This window comes from Mammaliicoccus sp. O-M54, assembly GCF_022386035.1.
Taxonomy (GTDB): Bacteria; Bacillota; Bacilli; order Staphylococcales; family Staphylococcaceae; genus Mammaliicoccus; species Mammaliicoccus sciuri_A.
The window spans coordinates 121971-144344 of the sequence record NZ_JAJNJE010000003.1 but is presented as its reverse complement, the minus strand read 5'-3'; the positions used below and the strand labels follow the sequence as shown (position 1 = coordinate 144344).

Genomic DNA, 22374 nt, shown 5'->3' with positions numbered 1-22374 from the left:
TCAGCTTGTTTTTTATTCACAAAAATACCATTTAGACTTACAATAAAGGTAGGATTCAAGAGGGTGTGATGAAAATGGTATTTAAGAAAAAACAGAGTATATTATCTATTATCATTTCGATTTTATTATTTTTTATTGCTTTAATACCGCTTTTTATTAGTAATAAGTATTTAATAGTCATTACTTTTATTCTCGTTTTTCTTATAATTTTAAACATTCTTTTTGAAAGATACACAATAAAAGAGCATTTTTTATCCATAAGAAGAGGATTATTCAAAAATCGTTACAATATCTTTGATATCGATCAAATTAATATGACTAAATCCATAGAAGGCAACAGTATGTTAGAAATTGTTTCAAAAGGTGAATTGGTCGAAAAAGTGAGTCCAATTGAAGAACGTGAGTTTATTATTACATTAATTCGAATTAATCCTAAAATTAAATTAAATAATAGCAATAGACTACATGAATATGAAAAAGTTAGAAATCTCATTATTGCACGTGAAAAACTAAATAATATACAAAATAAAGTGCATAAGATTGCACGTTACAATAAGGTTTGGTACATTTAAAGTGTCAACAATTCAACTTATAAAGGAGATATTTAATGCCTACATTAATTCAAATCGAGAATATGGATCAAGCTCAAGCTCTGTTGGGTAACGGAGATGAGCACATAAAGTATATTGAAAATGAACTCGAGGTGGATATATTAACACGTGGACAAGAAATTGCTGTCCGTGGTAAACGTATAGAAAATGTTGAAAAAGCTGAAAAAGTATTATTGAACTTATTAAAAGTAATCGAGAGTGGTGCGAGTATAACGATTAATGATGTCCAAGCAGCTGTTAAAATGGCTGACAAAGGAACAATCGATCAACTCATTAATTTATATGATGAAGAAATCACTAAAGATAGTAATGGCAAAATAATAAGAGCTAAAACAATGGGTCAAAGAGTATATATCAATAATATAAAGAACAATGACTTAGTATTCGGTATAGGTCCAGCAGGTACAGGGAAGACCTTCTTAGCTGTTGTAATGGCTGCAAGGGCATTGCGCCTAGGACAAGTGAAACGTATCGTATTAACGCGTCCTGCAGTTGAAGCAGGTGAATCATTAGGTTTCTTACCAGGTGATTTAAAAGAAAAAGTAGACCCTTATTTAAGACCTTTATATGATGGGCTTCATACAGTGTTAGGAACTGAGCAAACATCACGCTTAATTGAAAGAGGTACGATAGAAATCGCACCACTTGCTTATATGCGAGGTCGTACATTAGATGATGCGTTTGTAATCCTAGATGAAGCTCAGAATACAACACACCCACAGATGAAGATGTTCTTAACAAGATTAGGTTTCGGTTCAAAAATGGTTGTAACAGGTGACCGTACACAAATCGATTTACCTAAAGGTGTGAAAAGTGGATTAATTGAAGCTGATCAACGATTAAGTGGTGTAAAAGGTATAGCAATGACATACTTAGAACAAACAGACGTTGTGAGACACCCATTAGTAGGTAAAATAATAAACGCATACGAAGAGGAGAAATAATATGCTAACAATGGATTTTATAGATGAGCAACAAGTAATTGATGAAGATACAAAAAATCAAATTGAATCATTGCTCACTTTTGCTGCTAAAAAGGAAAATATTACTGAAGAAGCAGAACTTTCAATTTCATTTGTCGATGAAGAAGAGATTCAAGCTATCAATCGTGATTATCGCGATAAAGATAAAGTAACAGATGTTATTTCATTTTCGTTAGAAGAAGATGAGCCTGAAATAGAAGGCTTAGATATGCCTAGAGTGTTAGGTGATATTATCATCTGTCTTGAAGTTGCTAAAGAGCAAGCTGAGTCTTATAATCATAGTTTGAGTAGAGAATTAGGATTTTTAGCATTACATGGATTTTTACATTTACTAGGTTATGATCATATGACTGAAGAAGATGAAAAAGAAATGTTTTCTCGACAAGATGAAATATTAAATGAATTTGGATTAACACGTGAATAAATTTGTAAATCGCTTTAAATTTCCTTTAGCAGGTTTAGTGACGATTCTAAAAAAAGATAAAAACTTTTTATTACATCTTATATTCGCTGTACTTGTATTGATTGTTAGTTTAATATTAAATCTCAATACATTTGAATGGTTATGGATTTTATTTGCAATATTTAGTGTACTCATTGTAGAGGTTATTAATACTTCTATAGAGTATGTAGTAGATATGTTTACGGATGAATATAACTTACTTGCTAAACATGCTAAAGATACAGCCGCTTTAGCCGTTTTATTAACATCAATAATGGCTGCAATAATCGGGATAATCATATTTTTACCAAAAATAATATAAACATATAGGGGGAAATGGTATGGAATTCAAACAAGAGTGGTATGAAGGTGCAAGAGAAGCACAAAAGAGAGCATATACACCATATTCTAAATTTAATGTAGGTGCATATTTAGTAACGAAAGATGGTAAAGCTTATTATGGTGCTAACATTGAAAATGCAGCTTACCCATCAACAATTTGTGCTGAGAGATCTGCACTCGTTGCAGCAATGTCAGATGGGTATAGACCGGGAGACTTCAAATGTATTACAGTTACAGTAGATGCTGATAAACCATCATCTCCATGTGGCACATGCAGACAAGTGTTAAAAGAGTTATGTGATGATGACATGCCAGTATTTTTAACACATCAAACAAATGAAAGAATTGAAACTACAGTTAATGAATTATTACCTTTAGGTTTCTCAGGAAAGGATCTAGAATAAATGAATGAATTTAAATCAGGGTTTATATCTATAATAGGTAGACCTAATGTTGGTAAATCTACTTTTATGAATAAAGTTATTGGTCATAAAGTAGCGATAATGTCTGATAAAGCACAAACGACTCGAAACAAAGTGCAAGGTGTATTAACAACAAATGATGCTCAAATGATATTTATTGATACACCTGGTATTCATAAACCTAAACATGCTTTAGGTGATTACATGATGAAAATCGCTAAAAATACTTTAAAAGAAGTAGACTTAATCATGTTTATGGTTAATGTTGATGAAAGCATCGGTAAAGGCGACGAATACATTATCGAATTGTTGAAACAAACGAAAACACCAGTATTTTTAGTGTTAAATAAAATAGATTTAATTCACCCTGATCAACTATTAGTTGAAATTGAAAAGTATCAAAAAACAATGGATTTTGCAGAAATTATTCCAATTTCAGCATTAGAAGGATTAAACATTGAGACACTACTAGAACAATTTAAAAAGTACCTTGAAGAAGGTCCAATGTATTATCCTAAAGACCAAATTTCTGATCACCCAGAACAATTTGTTGTAGCTGAGTTGATAAGAGAGAAAGCATTACACCTTACGAATCAAGAAATTCCGCATGCTATCGGTGTGAACGTTGATAAAATGACTAAAGCAGAAGGTGAGAAAGTCCAAGTAGAAGCAACAATTTATGTTGAAAGAGACTCACAAAAAGGCATTGTCATTGGTAAAGGCGGTAAAATGCTTAAAGAAATAGGTAAACGTGCAAGAAGAGATATTGAAATGCTACTTGGCTCAAAAGTATACTTGGATTTATGGGTTAAAGTACAAAAAGATTGGCGTAATAAACCTAATTTCATTAAACAAATTGGTTATAGAGAAGACGAGTATTAAGTAGAATGGAGGCGATGATATAATGCTTTATAAACAAGAAGGATTTGTCATTCGCTCTGTAGATTATGGTGAAAACAATAAAATCATCACTATATTAAATGAACACGGTCATAAAGTTCCATTAATGGCACGTGGTGCTAAAAAAACAAGTCATCCACTACAAGGTGCTACTCAGCCCTTTGTACATGGCTTGTTTATTTTTTCGAAGTTTAAAGGAATGGGCACACTATCATCTGCTGATATTATAAACAGTCATAGAACGATGCAATCCGATATTTTTAAAAGTGCATATGGTGCATATTGTATAGAAGTCGTAGATAAGGCGTTAGAAGCGGAAGAACATGATGTATTCTTTTATGATTTATTGTTAGGTGTATTTCAAGCAGTAGAAAGAGGCGTTGATGCAGATACGATGAGCATGATTGTTGCGTTGAAATGTATGCCTAAATATGGTTATGAACCAACTTTTAATGCGTGCGTCGTAACAGGAGATATGGATCAACAGCAACTAAATGCCTATAGTTTCAAATATAACGGACCACTTAGCAATCAAGCATTAATACACGATGAACATGCATATCGAATATCTAATAGAGCATTATATTTTATGAATCTTATGTATCAATTACCGATCAAACATTTAAACAGTTTTAAAATAAACGAACAAGTCAAAAAAGAAATACAAACTTTAATCGATAATATGTATGACGAATACGTTGGAGTTGTATTTAGAACCAAAAAATTACTCAACCAACTCGAAAACTTAAAAATGTAAAAGTCTTATGTGAAGTGTTTCGTAATGGTTTCTTAACAACTTAATTATAAAAAAACAGAGCTAAACTTAATTTATAAGTTTTTGCTCTGTTTTTTGTTTAGTATTAGAATCTAATTTTTTCAGCTAAGAAGTTTTCAACTTCATCAATTGGCATACGTACTTGTTCCATTGTGTCTCTGTCACGTACTGTAACTTGGTTGTCTTCTAATGAATCGAAGTCAAATGTGATACAGTATGGTGTACCAATTTCATCTTGTCTACGGTAACGTTTACCGATTGATTGTGACTCATCAAAGTCGATTGCAAATCTTTCACTTAATTTTTCATATACTTTAATAGCATCTGGTGAAAGTTTTTTGCTTAATGGTAAGATTGCTGCTTTATAAGGTGCTAAAGCAGGGTGGAAATGCAATACTGTACGTTGGTCTTTCTCACCTTCATTTTCTTCTTCGTATGCGTCACATAAGAATGCTAATGTTACACGGTCAGCACCTAATGATGGTTCGATACAGTAAGGGATGAATTTTTCATTTGTTTCTTGATCGTGATATTTGAAGTCTTCACCACTGAATTCACTATGTTGTTTTAAGTCGTAATCTGTTCGTGAAGCGATACCCCAAAGTTCTCCCCAACCAAATGGGAATTTATATTCGATATCTGTTGTTGCATTTGAGTAGTGACTTAATTCGTCTTCGTCATGGTCACGTAATTTTGTATTTTCTTCTTTAATACCTAAATCTTTTAACCATTTTGCAGCAAAGTCTTTCCAGTAATTTTGCCATTCAATTTCAGTACCAGGTTTACAGAAGAATTCAAGTTCCATTTGTTCGAATTCTCTTGTTCTGAAAATGAAGTTACCAGGTGTAATTTCGTTTCTGAATGATTTACCAACTTGCGCAATACCGAATGGTAATTTTTTACGCATAGAACGTTGAACGTTTTTATAGTTTACGAAAATACCTTGTGCAGTTTCAGGACGTAAGAAAATTTCGTTTGTTGAAGATTCAGTAACACCTTGGAATGTTTTGAACATTAAGTTGAATTGACGAATGTCTGTCCAGTTTGCTGTACCACTTTCAGGACAAGTGATGCCTTTATCATCAATTAATTGTTTCATTTCATCAAAGCTCATACCGTCAGCGATAAAGTTCTCATCACCTTCAACATTATGCATGTAATCTTCAATTAATTTATCTGCTCTGTAACGAATTTTAGAATCTTTGTTGTCTATCATTGGATCGTTAAAGTTTGATAAGTGACCTGAAGCTTCCCAAGTTCTTGGGTTCATTAAAATAGCTGCATCTAGTCCAACGTTGTATGGAGATTGTTGAACAAACTTTTGCCACCATGCTTTTTTAATGTTATTTTTTAGTTCAACACCAAGTGGACCATAGTCCCAAGTGTTTGCTAAACCACCATAAATTTCACTACCAGGGAATACAAACCCTCTATGTTTTGCTAATGTTACTACCTTATCCATATCTTTTGCCATAAAAATTCACTCCTCAATTAAATTAAAAAAGCCCCAAGACATCATCAAATAATGCCTTGGGACGAGTATATTACCCGCGGTTCCACCCAAATTAGTGTAGCCACTCACTTTTTATAAAATTTTGTAAGCCAAAACTTTAATGTTAAGCTTTCACCATCCTTAACTCGCTTTTATTTCAAAGTTAATTAAAATATAGCACGGTATGGGAGAGTTATCAAGTGAAAACAGATATTCAAATTGAGCAATATTTGCGTTACATGTTATAATTAATCTATCTGAATTGTGTTCGAAGGGGTGAGAGCAATCGAATTAAATCAAAGACAAGAACAAATTGTACAAATTGTTAAGAACAATGGACCCATTACAGGAGAAAAAATAGCTGAACGATTAAGTTTAACAAGAGCAACTTTAAGACCAGATTTAGCAATTTTAACAATGGCAGGTTATCTTGATGCAAGACCTAGAGTAGGATATTTTTATACAGGGAAATCAAGTACACAATTATTAAGTGATTCAATTAAAAAAATGACCGTAAAAGAATCGATGGCGATACCAGTCGTAATAGAAGAAAGTATTTCTGTATATGAAGCAATATGTAAGATGTTTTTAGAAGATGTTGGCACATTATTTGTTATAAATAATGAAGGGAATTTAATCGGCGTTTGTTCGAGAAAAGATTTACTGAGAGCAGCAATAGGTGGTCAAAGCTTAAAAGATACACCTGTTAGTATTAATATGAGTAGAATGCCAAACATAACAGTATGTTTAGAAGATGACTTATTGATTTATGCAGCTAAATTATTAATTGATAAACAAATAGATGCAATACCAGTTGTCAAAAAACTTAAAGGCGACAAAATGAAAGTTAAAGGCAGAATTACAAAAACAACGATCACAAGAGCATTTGTTTCACTTATTGAAGATGAGTAGGAGGAATTAGTTAAATGGAAGAGATAAGAATAATTATAGCATCCGATTCAGTAGGAGAAACGGCAGAGCTTGTTACGAAAGCATGTACGTCTCAATATAAGACAGAAGGAAATGCTTTAGATATTGTCAGATTACCGTATATAGAGAATGAAAGTAATATTAATGAAGTTGTATCATTAGCATTAGAACAAAAATCAATAGTCGTTTATACATTGGTTAAACCAGAAATGCGATTATACTTAAAAGAAAAATTAGAAGAAAATAATATAGAAAATGTAGACATTATGGGTCCATTGATGAGCATATTAAGCAATGAACTTAATGAAGCCCCACTTAATGAGCCAGGCAATATCCATAAATTAGATGAAGATTATTTCAAGAAAATTGAAGCAATCGAATTTGCGGTTAAATATGATGATGGTAGAGATCCACGTGGCTTACCAAAAGCTGATATCATTCTTATTGGTGTATCTAGAACTTCAAAAACACCATTGTCACAATACTTGGCACATAAACGTTATAAAGTAATGAATGTACCATTAGTGCCTGAAGTTGCACCACCAGAAGGATTATTTGAAATAGATCCTAAGAAATGTATCGCTTTAAAAATTAATCAAAAAAACCTTAATGCGATTAGAAGAGCAAGATTAATTCAATTAGGTTTAAGTGATGATGCTAATTATGCGAAAGATGACAGAATCGAAGAAGAATTAAGATACTTCGAGGAAATTGTTGAGAAAATTGGCTGTCCTGTACTAGATGTTTCTGACAAAGCTATAGAAGAAACAGCAAATGACATTATTAAAATCATTACACAACAAAACCGTTAAAGGGTGACAGGATGCGTATAGAACAAGAACTCATTAATGAAATACGTGAGAAGAATGACATATTAGATGTCGTAAGTGAATATGTGAAACTAGAAAAGAGAGGACGTAATTACATTGGATTATGTCCTTTCCATGATGAAAAGACACCGTCGTTTTCAGTATCTGAAGATAAACAAATTTGTCATTGCTTTGGTTGTAAGAAAGGCGGCAATGTTTTTCAATTTATTCAAGAAATTAAAGGAATATCATTTGTCGATGCAGTCAGAGAATTGGGTGATAAAGTAGATATTCATATAGAACAGCAAGAAACAGCACCAACTGAAGGTATTGTGGATGACCATATCAAAATGATTGAAATGCATGAGTTGATGGCAAATAACTACCATTATATATTGAAGCATACTGAAGAAGGTGAGGCAGCTTTAAACTATTTAAAATCAAGAGGTTTCACTGAAGAATTGATTAATGATAGAAAAATTGGATATGCACCAAACCATTCGAAATTCACGCATGACTTTTTAGAGAAAAATGGTTATGATGCTGTACTTGCTTATGAAGCAGGTTTGTTAAGCCGAAATGATGAAACGTTTGATTACTTTGACCGATTCAGAGACAGAATCATCTTTCCATTGTTAAATTTCCAAGGTAAGACAGTTGGTTTCTCTGGTCGAACGTATACCGATCAATCGCCGAAATATTTAAACAGTCCAGAAACACCTATATTCCAAAAAAGAAAAATGTTATACAACATTGATCGCGCAAGGAAATTTATAAGACAAAATGATGAAGTTATTCTATTAGAAGGATTTATGGATGTCATAAAATCATTCGAAGCGGATATTAAACAAGTTGTAGCAACAATGGGTACAGCATTATCTAGAGAACACGTTACGATGGTCAAAAAACTGGCATCTAATGTAACTTTACTGTATGATGGAGATTTCGCAGGAAAAGAAGCTGCCATAAATGTTGGTAAAGACTTATTAAATGAAGGATTAAATGTCTTTGTTGTCAATTTACCAAAAACGATGGACCCTGATGATTATATTACAGAATACGGAAGTGATGCTTTCAAATCATTTGTTGAAGGGCAAAAACAATCATATGTTGCATATAAAGCGCAACAATTATATTATGCCAACGAAAATAATGATTTAAAACATGAACAACATATTGAAGAGTTGATTCATGACATCAATCTGATTCAATCGGAATTTTTAAGAAAAAAAGTATTGCAACAAGTAGCAGATTTGTATAAAGTAGATGTTAACAGTCTAAAAAATCGACTTTCGCCTAATATTGTTCAAAATTATACCGATTATAATAATTTCGTTCCTGAAATGAAGGAAAAAAAACTTGATAAAGTCGGTAGAGCAGAGCAAGCGTTGTTAAAACATTTTATGAATCATAAACAGCTATTTTTAGAATATCATTCTAGGATTAATCAAGAAGACTTCACTTCATTGAATAATAGAGTGATTTTTTCACGTTTAAATGGGTATTATAAGAATAACGATGTTTTTAACATAAGTGATTTTTCAAGTTACATTGAAGAACATCAAATCATTGAAACGGTTATGTATCTAGATTCATTGCTCATCAATGATGAACCAGAGACAGAAGAAATCGAAGACTACATTAGGATTATCAGTCCTAACGAACACAAAGAAAATTCCATAGAATATTTGAATCAACAATTGAATAAAGCAATGCAAGCAGGCGATATCGCACTGCAAAGGCAATATTTAGAACAAATTGTACAATATAATCGGAATAGAATGTAAGAGTTAATAACCCGGGAGGCCTATTCATGTCTGATAAAGAATTAAACAAAATTAATAGCGCTAATAATGAAGAAGTGCTTACAATTGAACAAGTTAAGCACCAATTAATTGAACAAGGTAAAAAAGCAGGACATTTGAGTCACGAAGAAATTGCAGATAAATTGCAAAACTTCGAAATGGATCCAGATCAAATGGATGATTTCTTTGATTTAATTAATGAGAATGAAATCAATCTTATTAATGAAAAAGATTCAAGTGATACAAATGACAAACTAAATTTAAATGACTTAAGTGCTCCTCCAGGTGTTAAAATAAACGACCCAGTAAGAATGTACTTAAAAGAAATCGGACGCGTCAATTTATTAACTGCACAAGAAGAAATCGAATTAGCTAAACGTATCGAGCAAGGTGACGAAGTTGCGAAATCACGTCTTGCTGAAGCGAACTTAAGACTTGTTGTAAGTATCGCTAAACGTTATGTAGGTAGAGGTATGTTATTCCTAGATCTTATTCAAGAAGGTAATATGGGTCTAATCAAAGCCGTAGAAAAATTCGACTTTAACAAAGGTTTCAAATTCTCAACATATGCAACATGGTGGATTCGTCAAGCAATTACAAGAGCGATTGCTGACCAAGCACGTACAATCCGTATCCCAGTTCATATGGTTGAAACAATCAATAAATTGATTCGTGTTCAACGTCAATTACTACAAGATTTAGGCAGAGACCCATCTCCTGAAGAAATTGGTGAAGAAATGGACTTACCACCAGAAAAAGTTCGTGAAATTCTGAAAATTGCTCAAGAACCAGTATCATTAGAAACGCCAATTGGTGAAGAAGATGACAGTCACTTAGGCGACTTTATTGAAGACCAAGATGCACAAAGTCCATCAGATCATGCTGCATATGAATTGCTTAAAGAACAATTAGAAGATGTATTAGATACATTAACTGACAGAGAAGAAAATGTATTAAGATTAAGATTTGGTCTTGATGATGGTAGAACAAGAACTCTTGAAGAAGTTGGTAAAGTATTTGGTGTTACAAGAGAACGTATTCGTCAAATAGAAGCGAAGGCATTACGCAAGTTAAGACACCCATCTAGAAGTAAGCGTTTGAAAGATTTTATGGATTAAACATGAAAAGTTTATATTAATCCCAAAAAGCCTTTGACAATGCCTTGTTTTAATATAAAATATAATTGTATGAAGGTTTAACAAAAGGGAGGTTGTATGAATGAATCGTAATCCTGTTATCCCGTTTATTCTGATTTTACTACTCGGTGTAGGATTAATATTCTTCATGTCAGCACATGGTGCTAACAAAGAGGAAGAAAAAGAAGGCGGTGGCGGTGCAAAAACTGAAAAGTTTGATGCAGCTACATTCGCTAAGGACAATTGTACAAGTTGTCATGGACAAAATCTTGAAGGTGGAATGGGACCTAAATTAGCTGGAAGCAAAAAAGGTGCCGATGAAATGAAAAAAATCATTCGTGAAGGTAAAGGTTCAATGCCTGCACATGACGAAGCTACTATTTCAAATAAAGATTTAGACACACTTGTCAAGTACTTAAAAGATGGCGCTAAATAACACAAAAAAATCTTTTGCTATTGCAAAAGATTTTTTTAATGAAAGGGAAAAATAATGATCCAAATAAATAAACGTTTAATGAAGGTAAGTGAATATTTAAATCATCATAAATTAGCAGATATCGGTTCCGATCATGCATATTTACCTATATACGCAATTCAAAATGGATTAATTAAAGAAGCGATTGCTGGAGAAGTTGTTAAAGGACCTTTTCTTGCTGCTCAAAAGAATACTAAATTATATGGTATGAATGAACTTATTGAAGTTAAACTGGGCGACGGTTTAGAAGTAGTAGACGATACGATCGATGCCATCACGATTTGTGGCATGGGTGGTCCATTAATTGCTCAAATTATTGAAGAAGGAAAGCATAAGTTAACTGGGCATCCTGATCTAATTTTACAAGCTAATATACATGCGTTACCAATTAGAAAAGTATTACAAAGCATTGGTTATCAAATCGTTGATGAACAACTTATTAAAGATAAAAAACATATATATGAAATCATAGTGGCTAAAAAAGGTGAGATGGACCTAAATGAATTAGAATTAAAATTTGGTCCTAAATTATTAGCCAATAAAAATGATTTATTCTATGAAAAATGGGAAAGAGAGTTAGAGTCACTTAATAAAATTAGTAAACAATTAGAACATCATGAGGATAAAAATAGGTATAATGAAATTAATCAACAAATACTTCAAATAAAAGAGGTGCTTTAATGATTATTCAAGAGCTATTACACGAAATTGATAAACAAGTTCCATTTTCTACGAGTGAATCTTGGGATAATGTTGGTTTATTAATTGGTTCAGAAAAAAGTGAAGTGAACGGTGTATTAACAACATTAGATTGTACGTTAGAAGTTGTAGATGAAGCCATTCAAAACAATATCAATACGATAATTGCACATCATCCACTTATTTTTAAAGGTGTTAAAAATATTACGGATAAAAGCTATGGTCCAATTATTCGTAAATTGATTCAGCATGACATCAATTTGATAGCACTTCATACAAATCTTGATGTACATCCTAAAGGCGTTAGTTACATGATTGGACAACAAATAGGATTAAGTAATATGAAAGTATTAGAAGAACAACAAGAATCATATTATAAAGTACAAATTTTCTTACCTGATCAAGATGTTGAAGCAATGAAAGCTGCATTTAATGAACATCATTTAGCTCAAACAGAAGAATACAGCGAAGTATTTTTCCAGTCTCAAGGTAAAGGCCAATTTAAACCGAGCGCAACAGCTAATCCACACCTTGGACAAGCTGATAAGACTGAGACAGTTTATGAAACGAAATTAGAATTAATGGTTGATGATAAAGATTTAGCACTTGCTAAAGAACTCATTATTCAAACGCATCCATATGAAGAACCCGTTTATGATTTCATCAAAATGTCGAGAACATCTTCTGTAGGCTTAGGAATTATCGGAGAATTAAATGTAACGCAATCAGTAAATGAATTTGTGCAAAACTATAAAGAAAAGCTCGCTATACCAGCAGTTAGATTTATAGGAGACCAATCAGCGCAAATAAAACGCGTCGCAATTGTTGGTGGTGCGGGTATTGAATATGCAAATTTAGCTAAAGCACAACAAGCTGATTTATTTATTACTGGAGACGTTAAACATCACGAAGCATTAGATGCACTAATGGACGGTATAAACGTCTTAGATGTTAATCATTATAGTGAGTATGTTATGAAAGAAGGATTAAAGTCATTATTAGAAGAATGGACAAATGGAACGATTAAAGTGTTAACATCTTCTATTAATACAGATCCTTATCAATATATGTAAAAAACTGCCGAATTCACTCGGCAGTTTTTTTAGTCCATTATTTTTACAGGTTTAGGCTTTTTGATTTTTGGTAATATTTTTTCAACAGGTACATTACTGGTTAAGTTTGCGTCATTTACTTCTGTTGGGTCATAATTTTTAATATAATCTATGACTTCTTTAACGATAGGTGTTGGAGTTGAAGCACCTGCCGTTACAGCTACACTTTCGATGTCTTGTAGCCATTCTAATTTTAATTCACTTAAATCAGCAATTCGATATGCGTTTGTATGTGCGATTTCTTTAGAAACTTGGGCTAATCTATTTGAATTATTACTTTTAGGATCACCAACGACAATGAGTAAATCTGCTTTATCTGCTTGTGTGGCAACAGCTTCTTGTCTAACTTGTGTTGCTAAACAAATTTCTTCATGTACTTCAATATGAGGATATTTAACTTTTAATTCATCAATAAGATGTTTAACATCCCATTGTGACATAGTTGTTTGATTCGTTACGATGAGTTTTTGGTTCATTAATGCTTCAGGCAAGGCATCGATATCTTCTAAAGTTTGAACGAGATGTACGATATCAGGTGCCACACCAACTGCGCCTTCAGGTTCTGGGTGTCCTTTTTTACCAATATAAATGACGTGATAACCATTTGATTTAACGTCACGTATTAACTGATGTGTATTATCTACATCTGGACATGTCGCATCTATACAAACGAGTCCTTTTTCTTTAGCACGTCTTTTGACTTCAGGTGACACACCATGCGCAGTAAATATAACGGTACCTTCATCAATTTGTTCTAAAATCTTCAATCTGTTCGGACCATCTAACGTAATAATGCCATCAGATTCAAAAGCATCAGTCACATGTTTATTATGAACAATCATGCCTAGTATATAAATGGGTCTTGGAAGTGACTTATCTAAAGATGCATTTCTAGCAATAACCATAGCGTCTACAACACCGTAACAATAGCCTCTAGGGGTAATCTTTATAATTTCCATAAATTGCCCTCCTTATTAATGTCTATTATAACAAACACACAAGTCTTAAAGAAACGAAATAAAAATTCAAAATAAATCTTTTAGCCTATCATAAAGTGCGCATTTACTATATAATGTATGAAGTGAAAAAGAAACGAGGAGGGTCGCTTATGTCTAAGCATCCGTTTGAACATTTTCAACTTGAAAATGAATTAGTAGAGGCCGTTAAAGATTTACATTTTAACCAGCCAACAGAAATACAGCGAAGAGTTATACCCAAAATTAAAAAAGGATCTAATATAATAGGACAATCTCAAACTGGTACTGGGAAATCACACGCATTTCTATTACCATTATTTGATAAAATTGACGTCGATATAAAAGAACCACAAGTGATTATTTTGGCACCAACAAGAGAATTAGCAAAGCAATTATATGATGCAGCTTCACATTTAACTCAATTTAAAAAAGGTGTAAAAGTTAGCTTATACATTGGTGGAACAGATAAATCAAGAGATATTGATAAATCTAAAAATACACCACATGTTGTTGTAGGAACACCGAATAGAATTGATGATATGGCTGTAGAGCGTGCTTTAGATTTACATCTAGCGAAGTCAGTAGTTGTAGATGAAGCAGATTTAATGATTGATTTAGGATTTATGCCTAAAGTAGATAGTATTGCGAGTAGATTAGATGAAAACGCACAAATTTCAGTATTTAGTGCAACGATTCCTAAAGCATTACATCCATTCTTAAATAAATATTTAAGTAATCCTGAATTTGTTGAAATTGAAACAGCATCATCTAACAAAGACAATATCGACTTTTACTTAATACCGACTAAAGGTGTTGAGAAAAAAGAAAAAGTCTTAAAAGTTATGAATGTGATTAATCCTTATTTAGCAATTATATTTGCTAATAGCCGTGATAGAGCAGATGAATTAGTTGCGTATTTATCAGAAGAGGGATATAAAGTTGGGGTTATCCATGGTGGTTTATCACCTAGAGAAAGAACACAACAAATGAAGCGTATTAAACAATTAGACTTTGAATTTGTTGTCGCAAGTGATTTAGCATCACGTGGTATTGATATTGAAGGCGTAAGTCACGTTATCAACTATGATTTACCTAAAGAAATAGACTTCTTTACACATAGAGTTGGTCGTACAGGTCGTGGTGATTATAAAGGTATCGCAATTACATTATATACACCAGATGAAGATGATTTAATTACACAAATTGAGAAGCATAATTACAAGTTTAAACATGTCGATATTAAAAACGATGAATTTGTAGAAATTAAAGATCGTCAAAAGCGTACGAAACGTGTAAAAAAAGAAGATAATATTGAAAAATCACTAAAACAAAAAATTAAAAGAAACAATAAAAATAAAGTAAAACCTGGATATAAGAAGAAATTCAAACGAGAATTAGATGAGTTGAAATTTAAAGAGAAGAAAGCTCATTCTAAGAGAACTAAAAGACAAAGTAGAAAAGGATAGGTGTCAAATATGTTAATTGGATCACACGTTTCAATGAGTGGTAAGAAGATGCTATTACAAGCAGCAGAAGAAGCGGCAAGTTATAATGCTTCTACATTTATGATTTATACAGGTGCTCCACAAAACACAAGACGTAAAAAGATTGAAGATTTAAATATTGAAAATGGTAAAGCAGCAATGAAAGAATATGGTTTATCTAACATTGTTGTGCATGCACCATATATCATTAATATTGCAAATACAACTAAACCAGAAGTATTTAATTTAGGTGTTGAATTCTTACAATCAGAAATTGAACGTACTGAAGCACTAGGTGCTAAAGACATCGTTCTTCATCCAGGTGCTCATGTTGGTGCTGGTGAAGAAAAAGGTATTCAAAAAATTATTGAAGGTTTAAATGAAGTATTAACAAATAATAATGATGTACGTATCGCATTGGAAACAATGGCAGGTAAAGGTTCTGAATGTGGTAAAACATTCGAAGAACTTGCTCAAATCATTGATGGTGTTAACCATAATGAAAGATTATCTGTATGTTTCGATACTTGTCATACAAATGATGCTGGTTACAACGTTAAAGAAGACTTTGATGGTGTATTAAATGAGTTTGATAAAATCGTTGGTATCGATCGTATTAAAGTACTTCACGTAAACGACAGTAAGAATCCACAAGGTGCAAGAAAAGATAGACACGAAAATATTGGTTTTGGATCAATTGGTTATGATGCATTGCACTATATCGTCAATCATGATGCATTTAAAGAAGTACCTAAAATCTTAGAAACACCATATGTTGGTGATGACAAAAAGAATAAAAAACCACCATATAAATATGAAATCGAAATGATTAAAAATGGTACATTCGATCCAGATTTAAAAGAAAAAATCTTTAATCAATAACATTATTCAGGGAGCGGGACAGAAATCTAATTTGTATAAAAAGATTTCGTAGTCCCGCCCCGGCAAGGATGACTAGAGTTGAAAAAAGCTTGGTACAAGCGCATTTTCAATTCAGACATCTACTGCCAAGATACTAGAAAAGTCTGAGACATTACATTATGTCCCAGACTTTTTTTGTTCGTAAACATTACTATTTACATTCTTTCATATTCATTGTATAGTATTCTATTGACGAGGTGATGAAGATGGAAAAAGAAACACCGATTTTCGAGTTAAAAGATATCAGTTATAGCTATCCAAATAAATTGGCACTTAGCCATATTAATATACAAATTTATAAAGGAGATTTCTTGGCAATAGTTGGCCCAAATGGCTCTGGGAAATCGACTTTACTGAAACTGATATTAGGCTTATTACCTTTACAAAAAGGTGATATCTTAATAAGTGGTAAAAAAATTAATCAATATAAATCTTGGGAAAAAATTAGTTACGTATCACAAAAATCTAATGCTTTTAGTTCTGGCTTTCCAGCGACAGTAAAAGAAGTTGTCATGAGTGGCTTAACTAAAAATAAAAGTCTTTTCAAATGGTTTAATAAAGAAGATGCTGCACAAGTAGATGCCATATTAGAAAGATTAAATATAAGTGATCTTAAGAATGAAAATATTGCACAGTTGTCAGGTGGTCAGCAGCAAAGAACGTTTATTGCTAGAGCATTAATTTCTAAACCGAGTATTTTAATATTAGATGAACCTACTGTAGGTATTGATGCGAGACATGTTTCAGAATTTTATCAATTACTGACGCAATTAAAACAAGAAGGGATTACAATCATTCTTGTAACGCATGATATTGGTGTTGTAGCTGATACGGCAAGTAAAGTAGCTTGCTTAAATCAACATATACATTTCCATGGTACAAGTGAGTCATTTAAATCATTAGATGAAGTCTCAATATCTAAAATCTATGGACATCCCGTACAATTTGTCGATCATCAACATGATCGTGACTGTTGTGCACATGAAGAAGTTGAAGAATTAGTACAAAGTTAACGTCGAGCAGAATAAATAAATAGATTTTAAATAAGGAGATTGGATATGTCAGTTGAAACGAGAGATAGATTTATGCTCCTGAATGAAGGAGTGTTATATCGTGATTGATGCGTTTTTAAATTTTGATTTTATAAGATATTCATTTATAAGTGGAATTTTAGTAGGATTGATTGCACCTTTAATAGGGGCATTTATTGTAGTTAGAAGGCTATCGCTCATTGCGGATGCTTTAAGCCATGTGACGTTAGGTGGTATATCAATGGGACTGTTCTTAATGAGTGTTAGTCCATTGTTTGCTACTATAAATCCGATATGGTTTGGTATTATTTTTTCAATAGCAGGCGCGTTATTAATAGAACAATTAAGAACTGAATATAAACATTACCAAGAAATCGCGATACCCATTATTATGAGTGGTGGTATTGGTATTAGTGTTATATTTATTTCTTTAGCAAATGGATTTAACCAAGATTTATTTGGATATTTATTCGGTTCAATTAGTGCCGTAAACTTAAGTGATTTATTTACAATTATCGTCATTACGGTCATTGTCTTAATCTTTGTTATGTTATTGTACAAGTCATTATTTGTATTATCATTCGATGAAGAGTACTCAAAAGTTATTGGCATGCCAAAGTGGATCCAATTATTATTTATTGTCATTGTCGCACTTGTTATTTCAGCTTCAATGAGAGTCGTTGGTATCTTGTTAGTGAGTAGTTTAATGACATTGCCAGTCGCTACAAGTATGAGATTAGCTAAAGGATTTAAACAGTTAATCGCATTAAGTATTTTATTCGGTGAAATCTCAGTAGTACTAGGATTGATATTATCCTTCTATTTGAATATTTCACCAGGAGGTATTATAGTAGGATTATTGATTATAGAATTACTTGCTAGTATTGCGTATAGTAAAGTATTGATTAAAAAAGGAGGCTATCATCTTGAAAGTAGAGGAAGCCATTCAAATATTGAAAAATGATGGACATAAGTACACAAATAAACGTCGTGATATCATCTCATTATTTGTAGATGAAGATAAATATATCACAGCTAAATATATTCAAGAAGCATTGAAAGATGATTATAATGGATTATCTTTCGATACAATTTATCGTAATTTATACTTATTTAAAGACTTGAATATTATCGAAAGTACTGAAATAGACGGCGAAATGAAATTTAGAATTGCATGTCAAAGTCACCATCATCATCATTTTATTTGTGAATCATGTGGTACAACAAAAGTAATAGACTTTTGCCCAATGGATTCAATTAAACAACAATTACCAAATGTAGAAATAGCATCACATAAATTAGAAGTATACGGTAAATGTGAACAATGCAAAACAGTATAATAAGAGAAAAATGGTAGCTTGAGGAGCTACCATTTTTTTATTTGGAGGGAAACAGGTAGAATTGAATATGCGCTAACGATCAAGACTCAAAAACAAGATCGTTAGAAATTCTAACGTTCAAGAATGGAAAACAAGATCGTTAGCCGGCAATTTATACGCAAAAAAATAAAAAATTATGTGCGCTAACGATCAAGACTCAAAAACAAGATCGTTAGAAATTCTAACGTTCAAGAAAACAAAACAAGATCGTTAGCCGACACTTTATATGCAAAAAATAAAAAATTATGTACGCTAACGATCAAGACTCAAAAACAAGATCGTTAGAAAATCTAACGTTCAAGAAAACAAAACAAGATCGTTAGCCGACCATTTAATTACACAATACATGAAAAAACCTGGTCCATCTCACATATGGGCCAGGTTTTAACTATATTCTATTAAGTAACGTTGATACTTCATGCCAATTTTTAATTCTATATATATCATTTTGTAAATCTTTCTGGTTATATGGTGTGTCAAACAAGAAAACAGGGATATTTAAATAATGATTGATATCTTCTGCGTTATCTAATTTATCTTCAAAGAAAATATCAATATTCTGTTCTTTTGTTACTTCTAATTTATTATGACTGCCTGTTAATGTAATTTGATCAAATGGTATATGATGAGATTGGAACCATTCTTTCGTAATATCTTCTAAATAATGATGTCTTGCACTTATATAATAAAGTTCGTAGTCATCTTTTAATTGATTCAAAATGTCTTTTGCACCTTCTGCAACAGGGGAATGTTGGTATATATGTGATTCATTATTTTTAAACCAACTCAACATTTCTTCTTCTTTACAGTTTAAGACATTTGCTAAATTGTATTCTGTAATATCTTCATATTTAAGTTGTTGATTAAAATCTCTTTGTAAATAAGGTACAAATGTTTTTGGACATGTAACTGTGCCGTCAATATCTATACCTAATCTTGGCTTTTGATTCATAAAAATTCACCTTTTACTTTATGCTTTTTGAGCTTCTTTATTTTGTTCCATTTCAATTGCTAATTTATCTATCTCTTTTTTTAATTCTTCAACCATTGTTTTTTCAGGTACTTTACGAACGGTTTTGCCTTTCATAAACAGTAATCCTTCACCACGTGCACCAGCAATACCGATATCAGCTTCTCTTGCTTCACCAGGACCGTTAACTGCACAACCAAGTACAGCTACTTTTAATGGGACTTGAAGGTTTGAAATATATTCTTCTACTTCATTTGCTATCGAGATTAAATCAATTTCTATTCGTCCACAAGTAGGGCAAGCAATTAATGTAGCAGCATTACTCGCTAAACCAAATGCTTTAAGCAAAGATTTCGCTACTTTAACTTCTTCGACTGGATCAGCTGATAAGGAAATTCTACACGTATTTCCAATCCCTAAGCTTAGTATTGCGCCTAATCCTGCAGACGATTTAACCGTTCCATTAAATAGTGTGCCACTTTCTGTTATACCTAAATGTAGTGGATAGTCAAAAGCTTGAGCTGCTTTCGTGTATGCTTCAATAGCTAAATTTACGTCACTTGCTTTCATTGATACGATAATGTCATGAAAATCTAAATCTTCGAGTATTTTAATATGATGTAATGCACTTTCAACCATACCATCAGCAGTAGGGTAGCCATATTTTTTAATAATATGTTTTTCTAATGATCCTGCATTAACACCTATTCGAATAGGAATACCTTTTTCTTTACATGCTTTGACAACTGCTTCAACTTTTTCACGTCTACCAATGTTTCCTGGATTGATTCGAATCTTATCTGCGCCATTTTCAATTGCAATTAAAGCTAATTTGTAATTGAAATGAATATCTACAACTAAAGGTATATTGATTTGCGCTTTAATATCTTTAATTGCATATGCGTCTTCTTCATTTGGACAAGCTACTCTAACAATTTGGCAACCAGCTTCTTCTAATCGTTTGATTTCAGCTACAGTTGCATCAACATCATATGTTTTTGTAGTCGTCATACTTTGAATAATAACTTCATCTGAACCGCCAATCGTTAAATCCCCAACTTTAACAGGTCTCGTTTTAGTGCGATGAATGATTTCTGACATGATAAGACTCCTTTGTTTAAATTTGCTAATCTTTACACTTTAGCAGGTCTTTTTCCTTTAGGTAAATACATAGCAATCATAACAATGCTTAAAATGATTATACACCATGAAGCAATTATTAATAAAGGAATCACTGTAATCATTCCTAATAATAGGACTAAAGTCGGAAGCGTTATCACAAATGTCATCATTTTGAACCAAGTCATAAAGCGAGTCTTTCTTCGTAAAATCATTCCCAATAAATGTCCAGCAAATGCTAGAATACCAATTTTGATAGATAAGCTTAAAAATTGAATAAATAATAGAAAGACAACAATCAAACTTAAGTAAAAATATTTAGAATCATTTATCGTTTCAATAAACTTAATTAAATCGTCTTGATTGGTAACAAGGGAAGATAGGGAACCATAGCTAATTTCTGTGTAGTCACTATAATTTGAAATCTCAATATGATTTGGTTTAAACACGATTAAATGGTGATCTTTCATCTCGAAATCATTAGATTTAGTAAATTCTACCGTTTGATGATGATTTAATTGGATAGATTTATCTTGTGATAAAATCATTTTGTTCTGATTGATTTCAAAATCAGGTATCTCTGTCACTTCATCATTGACTAACGTTGATAAATTTTGAGTGATTTGTATGTATTGAATAGAATTAGGTATGATTAATATCCAACTTAATAATAATATATGAAGGAATATGTATCTTAACTTCGTAATTCTAAACATTGGATACTTACTAGGATGCTTAAATAACCTTTTAAGCTCTTTTATATACTGCATAAATTCACCTCTTCTTCACTTAATAATAATGTTTAAAAACACCTGTTGCAAGGCGATACATAAGAATTAAAAATTTTTTGATTATTTATTAAACAAATTATTTGTTATAAAACTTTAATCTTGATAAGATAGGTATGTAAAACAAATGAGGAGGATGATTTTTTATGGCTTTTGAATTACCAAAATTACCATATGCGTATGATGCATTAGAACCACACATCGATAAAGAAACTATGGAGATTCATCATACGAAACACCATAACACTTATGTAACAAAATTAAATGATGCAGTGAAAGGTACAGATTTAGAAAGCAAATCTATTGAAGATATTGTTAAAAACTTAAACTCTGTTCCTGATGATATCCGTACTGCAGTTCAAAACAATGGTGGCGGACATTATAATCATTCATTATTCTGGGAACTATTAACTCCAAATGCTTCTGAGCCTTCAGGAGAAGTTGTAGATGCAATTAGTTCTACATTTGGTTCATTAGACAAATTCAAAGAAGAATTTGCAGCTGCAGCAGCTGGCCGTTTTGGTTCAGGATGGGCATGGTTAGTTGTAGATAATGGCGAATTAGCGATTGTTTCAACTCCAAACCAAGATAACCCAATTTCAGAAGGTAAACTTCCAATTTTAGGTTTAGATGTTTGGGAACATGCTTACTACTTAAACTACCAAAACAGACGCCCAGATTACATTAATGCATTCTGGAACGTTGTAAATTGGGATAAAGTAAACGAATTATACCAAGCTGCAAAATAATTCGACTTTAAATTTGGATGACT

Annotated in this window: 25 protein-coding genes; 20 read left to right on the top strand and 5 right to left on the bottom strand. The window is 32.2% G+C overall.

Features of this window, described 5'->3' with window-relative positions; all coding sequences use genetic code 11:
- Window positions 1-68 precede the first annotated feature (68 nt).
- From LQ673_RS06645 to recO, 7 genes are read left to right on the top strand one after another with little or no spacing between them, the layout of a single operon-like run.
- Complete coding sequence (locus tag LQ673_RS06645; protein WP_232174156.1) at window positions 69-572, top strand: PH domain-containing protein; 504 nt, start codon at window positions 69-71, stop codon at window positions 570-572.
- 35 nt (window positions 573-607) lie between these two features.
- Window positions 608-1555: a PhoH family protein gene (locus tag LQ673_RS06640; RefSeq protein WP_037588335.1), complete on the top strand. Its 948-nt coding sequence runs from the start codon at window positions 608-610 to the stop codon at window positions 1553-1555.
- A 1-nt stretch (window position 1556) separates the two neighbouring features.
- Window positions 1557-2018, top strand: coding sequence for an rRNA maturation RNase YbeY (gene ybeY / locus LQ673_RS06635; protein ID WP_025904199.1), 462 nt, complete (start codon window positions 1557-1559; stop codon window positions 2016-2018).
- On the top strand, window positions 2011-2358 hold the full coding sequence (locus tag LQ673_RS06630) for a diacylglycerol kinase family protein (protein ID WP_191835620.1): 348 nt from the start codon (window positions 2011-2013) through the stop codon (window positions 2356-2358). The genes ybeY and LQ673_RS06630 overlap by 8 nt, the downstream gene beginning before the upstream one ends.
- A 19-nt stretch (window positions 2359-2377) precedes the next feature.
- A complete protein-coding gene (gene cdd / locus LQ673_RS06625) occupies window positions 2378-2782 on the top strand; it encodes a cytidine deaminase (RefSeq protein WP_025904197.1) in 405 nt (134 codons plus the stop codon).
- The gene (era, locus tag LQ673_RS06620; RefSeq protein ID WP_191835619.1) at window positions 2783-3682 is read left to right on the top strand and encodes a GTPase Era; all 900 of its coding nucleotides are present in this window, start codon (window positions 2783-2785) and stop codon (window positions 3680-3682) included.
- Window positions 3683-3704: 22 nt separating this feature from the next.
- The gene (gene recO / locus LQ673_RS06615; protein WP_159315601.1) at window positions 3705-4457 is read left to right on the top strand and encodes a DNA repair protein RecO; all 753 of its coding nucleotides are present in this window, start codon (window positions 3705-3707) and stop codon (window positions 4455-4457) included.
- Window positions 4458-4560: 103 nt separating this feature from the next.
- Here recO and LQ673_RS06610 read toward each other — a convergent pair whose 3' ends face one another.
- Window positions 4561-5949 carry a glycine--tRNA ligase gene (locus tag LQ673_RS06610; RefSeq protein ID WP_025904194.1) on the bottom strand — a complete coding sequence of 463 codons (1389 nt, stop codon included), beginning with the start codon at window positions 5947-5949 and terminating at the stop codon, window positions 4561-4563.
- Window positions 5950-6243: 294 nt separating this feature from the next.
- Between LQ673_RS06610 and ccpN the strand changes: the two genes are divergently transcribed.
- From ccpN to LQ673_RS06575, 7 genes are all read left to right on the top strand, one after another.
- Complete coding sequence (gene ccpN / locus LQ673_RS06605; protein WP_191835618.1) at window positions 6244-6879, top strand: transcriptional regulator CcpN; 636 nt, start codon at window positions 6244-6246, stop codon at window positions 6877-6879.
- 14 nt (window positions 6880-6893) lie between these two features.
- Entirely contained in the window at window positions 6894-7709 is an 816-nt protein-coding gene (locus tag LQ673_RS06600) for a pyruvate, water dikinase regulatory protein (RefSeq protein WP_037588325.1), read from the top strand.
- 11 nt (window positions 7710-7720) lie between these two features.
- Window positions 7721-9493: a DNA primase gene (dnaG, locus tag LQ673_RS06595; protein WP_239705285.1), complete on the top strand. Its 1773-nt coding sequence runs from the start codon at window positions 7721-7723 to the stop codon at window positions 9491-9493.
- A 26-nt stretch (window positions 9494-9519) separates the two neighbouring features.
- A complete protein-coding gene (rpoD, locus tag LQ673_RS06590) occupies window positions 9520-10629 on the top strand; it encodes an RNA polymerase sigma factor RpoD (RefSeq protein WP_025904190.1) in 1110 nt (369 codons plus the stop codon).
- A gap of 100 nt (window positions 10630-10729) precedes the next feature.
- Window positions 10730-11083, top strand: a complete 354-nt coding sequence (locus LQ673_RS06585; RefSeq protein ID WP_025904189.1) for a c-type cytochrome — start codon at window positions 10730-10732, stop codon at window positions 11081-11083.
- Window positions 11084-11137: 54 nt separating this feature from the next.
- Entirely contained in the window at window positions 11138-11803 is a 666-nt protein-coding gene (locus LQ673_RS06580; protein WP_191835616.1) for a tRNA (adenine(22)-N(1))-methyltransferase, read from the top strand.
- Window positions 11803-12894 (top strand): Nif3-like dinuclear metal center hexameric protein, encoded by a 1092-nt coding sequence (locus LQ673_RS06575; protein WP_191835615.1) that lies wholly within the window; start codon window positions 11803-11805, stop codon window positions 12892-12894. Before LQ673_RS06580 ends, LQ673_RS06575 begins: the two co-directional genes overlap by 1 nt.
- A 29-nt stretch (window positions 12895-12923) precedes the next feature.
- On the opposite strand, the gene LQ673_RS06570 is transcribed toward LQ673_RS06575, so the two are convergent.
- Window positions 12924-13892, bottom strand: coding sequence for a 4-hydroxy-3-methylbut-2-enyl diphosphate reductase (locus LQ673_RS06570; protein ID WP_191835614.1), 969 nt, complete (start codon window positions 13890-13892; stop codon window positions 12924-12926).
- Window positions 13893-14041: 149 nt separating this feature from the next.
- Between LQ673_RS06570 and LQ673_RS06565 the strand changes: the two genes are divergently transcribed.
- From LQ673_RS06565 to LQ673_RS06545, 5 genes are all read left to right on the top strand, one after another.
- Window positions 14042-15376 (top strand): DEAD/DEAH box helicase, encoded by a 1335-nt coding sequence (locus LQ673_RS06565; protein ID WP_025904185.1) that lies wholly within the window; start codon window positions 14042-14044, stop codon window positions 15374-15376.
- Between the two features lie 9 nt (window positions 15377-15385).
- Window positions 15386-16276: a deoxyribonuclease IV gene (locus LQ673_RS06560; RefSeq protein ID WP_025904184.1), complete on the top strand. Its 891-nt coding sequence runs from the start codon at window positions 15386-15388 to the stop codon at window positions 16274-16276.
- 245 nt (window positions 16277-16521) lie between these two features.
- Window positions 16522-17328: a metal ABC transporter ATP-binding protein gene (locus tag LQ673_RS06555; RefSeq protein WP_025904183.1), complete on the top strand. Its 807-nt coding sequence runs from the start codon at window positions 16522-16524 to the stop codon at window positions 17326-17328.
- Window positions 17329-17428: 100 nt separating this feature from the next.
- Window positions 17429-18310 (top strand): metal ABC transporter permease, encoded by an 882-nt coding sequence (locus LQ673_RS06550; protein ID WP_037588309.1) that lies wholly within the window; start codon window positions 17429-17431, stop codon window positions 18308-18310.
- Window positions 18273-18686, top strand: coding sequence for a Fur family transcriptional regulator (locus LQ673_RS06545; protein WP_025904181.1), 414 nt, complete (start codon window positions 18273-18275; stop codon window positions 18684-18686). Before LQ673_RS06550 ends, LQ673_RS06545 begins: the two co-directional genes overlap by 38 nt.
- 427 nt (window positions 18687-19113) lie before the next feature.
- Here LQ673_RS06545 and LQ673_RS06540 read toward each other — a convergent pair whose 3' ends face one another.
- Genes LQ673_RS06540 through LQ673_RS06530 form a run of 3 tightly spaced genes read right to left on the bottom strand, consistent with a single transcriptional unit; the run spans window position 19114 to window position 21584 of the window.
- Entirely contained in the window at window positions 19114-19677 is a 564-nt protein-coding gene (locus LQ673_RS06540; protein ID WP_191835613.1) for a 5' nucleotidase, NT5C type, read from the bottom strand.
- Window positions 19678-19695: 18 nt separating this feature from the next.
- Entirely contained in the window at window positions 19696-20796 is a 1101-nt protein-coding gene (gene ispG / locus LQ673_RS06535) for a flavodoxin-dependent (E)-4-hydroxy-3-methylbut-2-enyl-diphosphate synthase (RefSeq protein ID WP_103361136.1), read from the bottom strand.
- A 32-nt stretch (window positions 20797-20828) separates the two neighbouring features.
- Entirely contained in the window at window positions 20829-21584 is a 756-nt protein-coding gene (locus LQ673_RS06530; protein ID WP_126477515.1) for a DUF1189 family protein, read from the bottom strand.
- A 164-nt stretch (window positions 21585-21748) separates the two neighbouring features.
- On the opposite strand from LQ673_RS06530, the gene LQ673_RS06525 reads away from it, so the two are divergent.
- Window positions 21749-22351, top strand: coding sequence for a superoxide dismutase (locus tag LQ673_RS06525; protein WP_025904177.1), 603 nt, complete (start codon window positions 21749-21751; stop codon window positions 22349-22351).
- Window positions 22352-22374 lie beyond the last annotated feature (23 nt).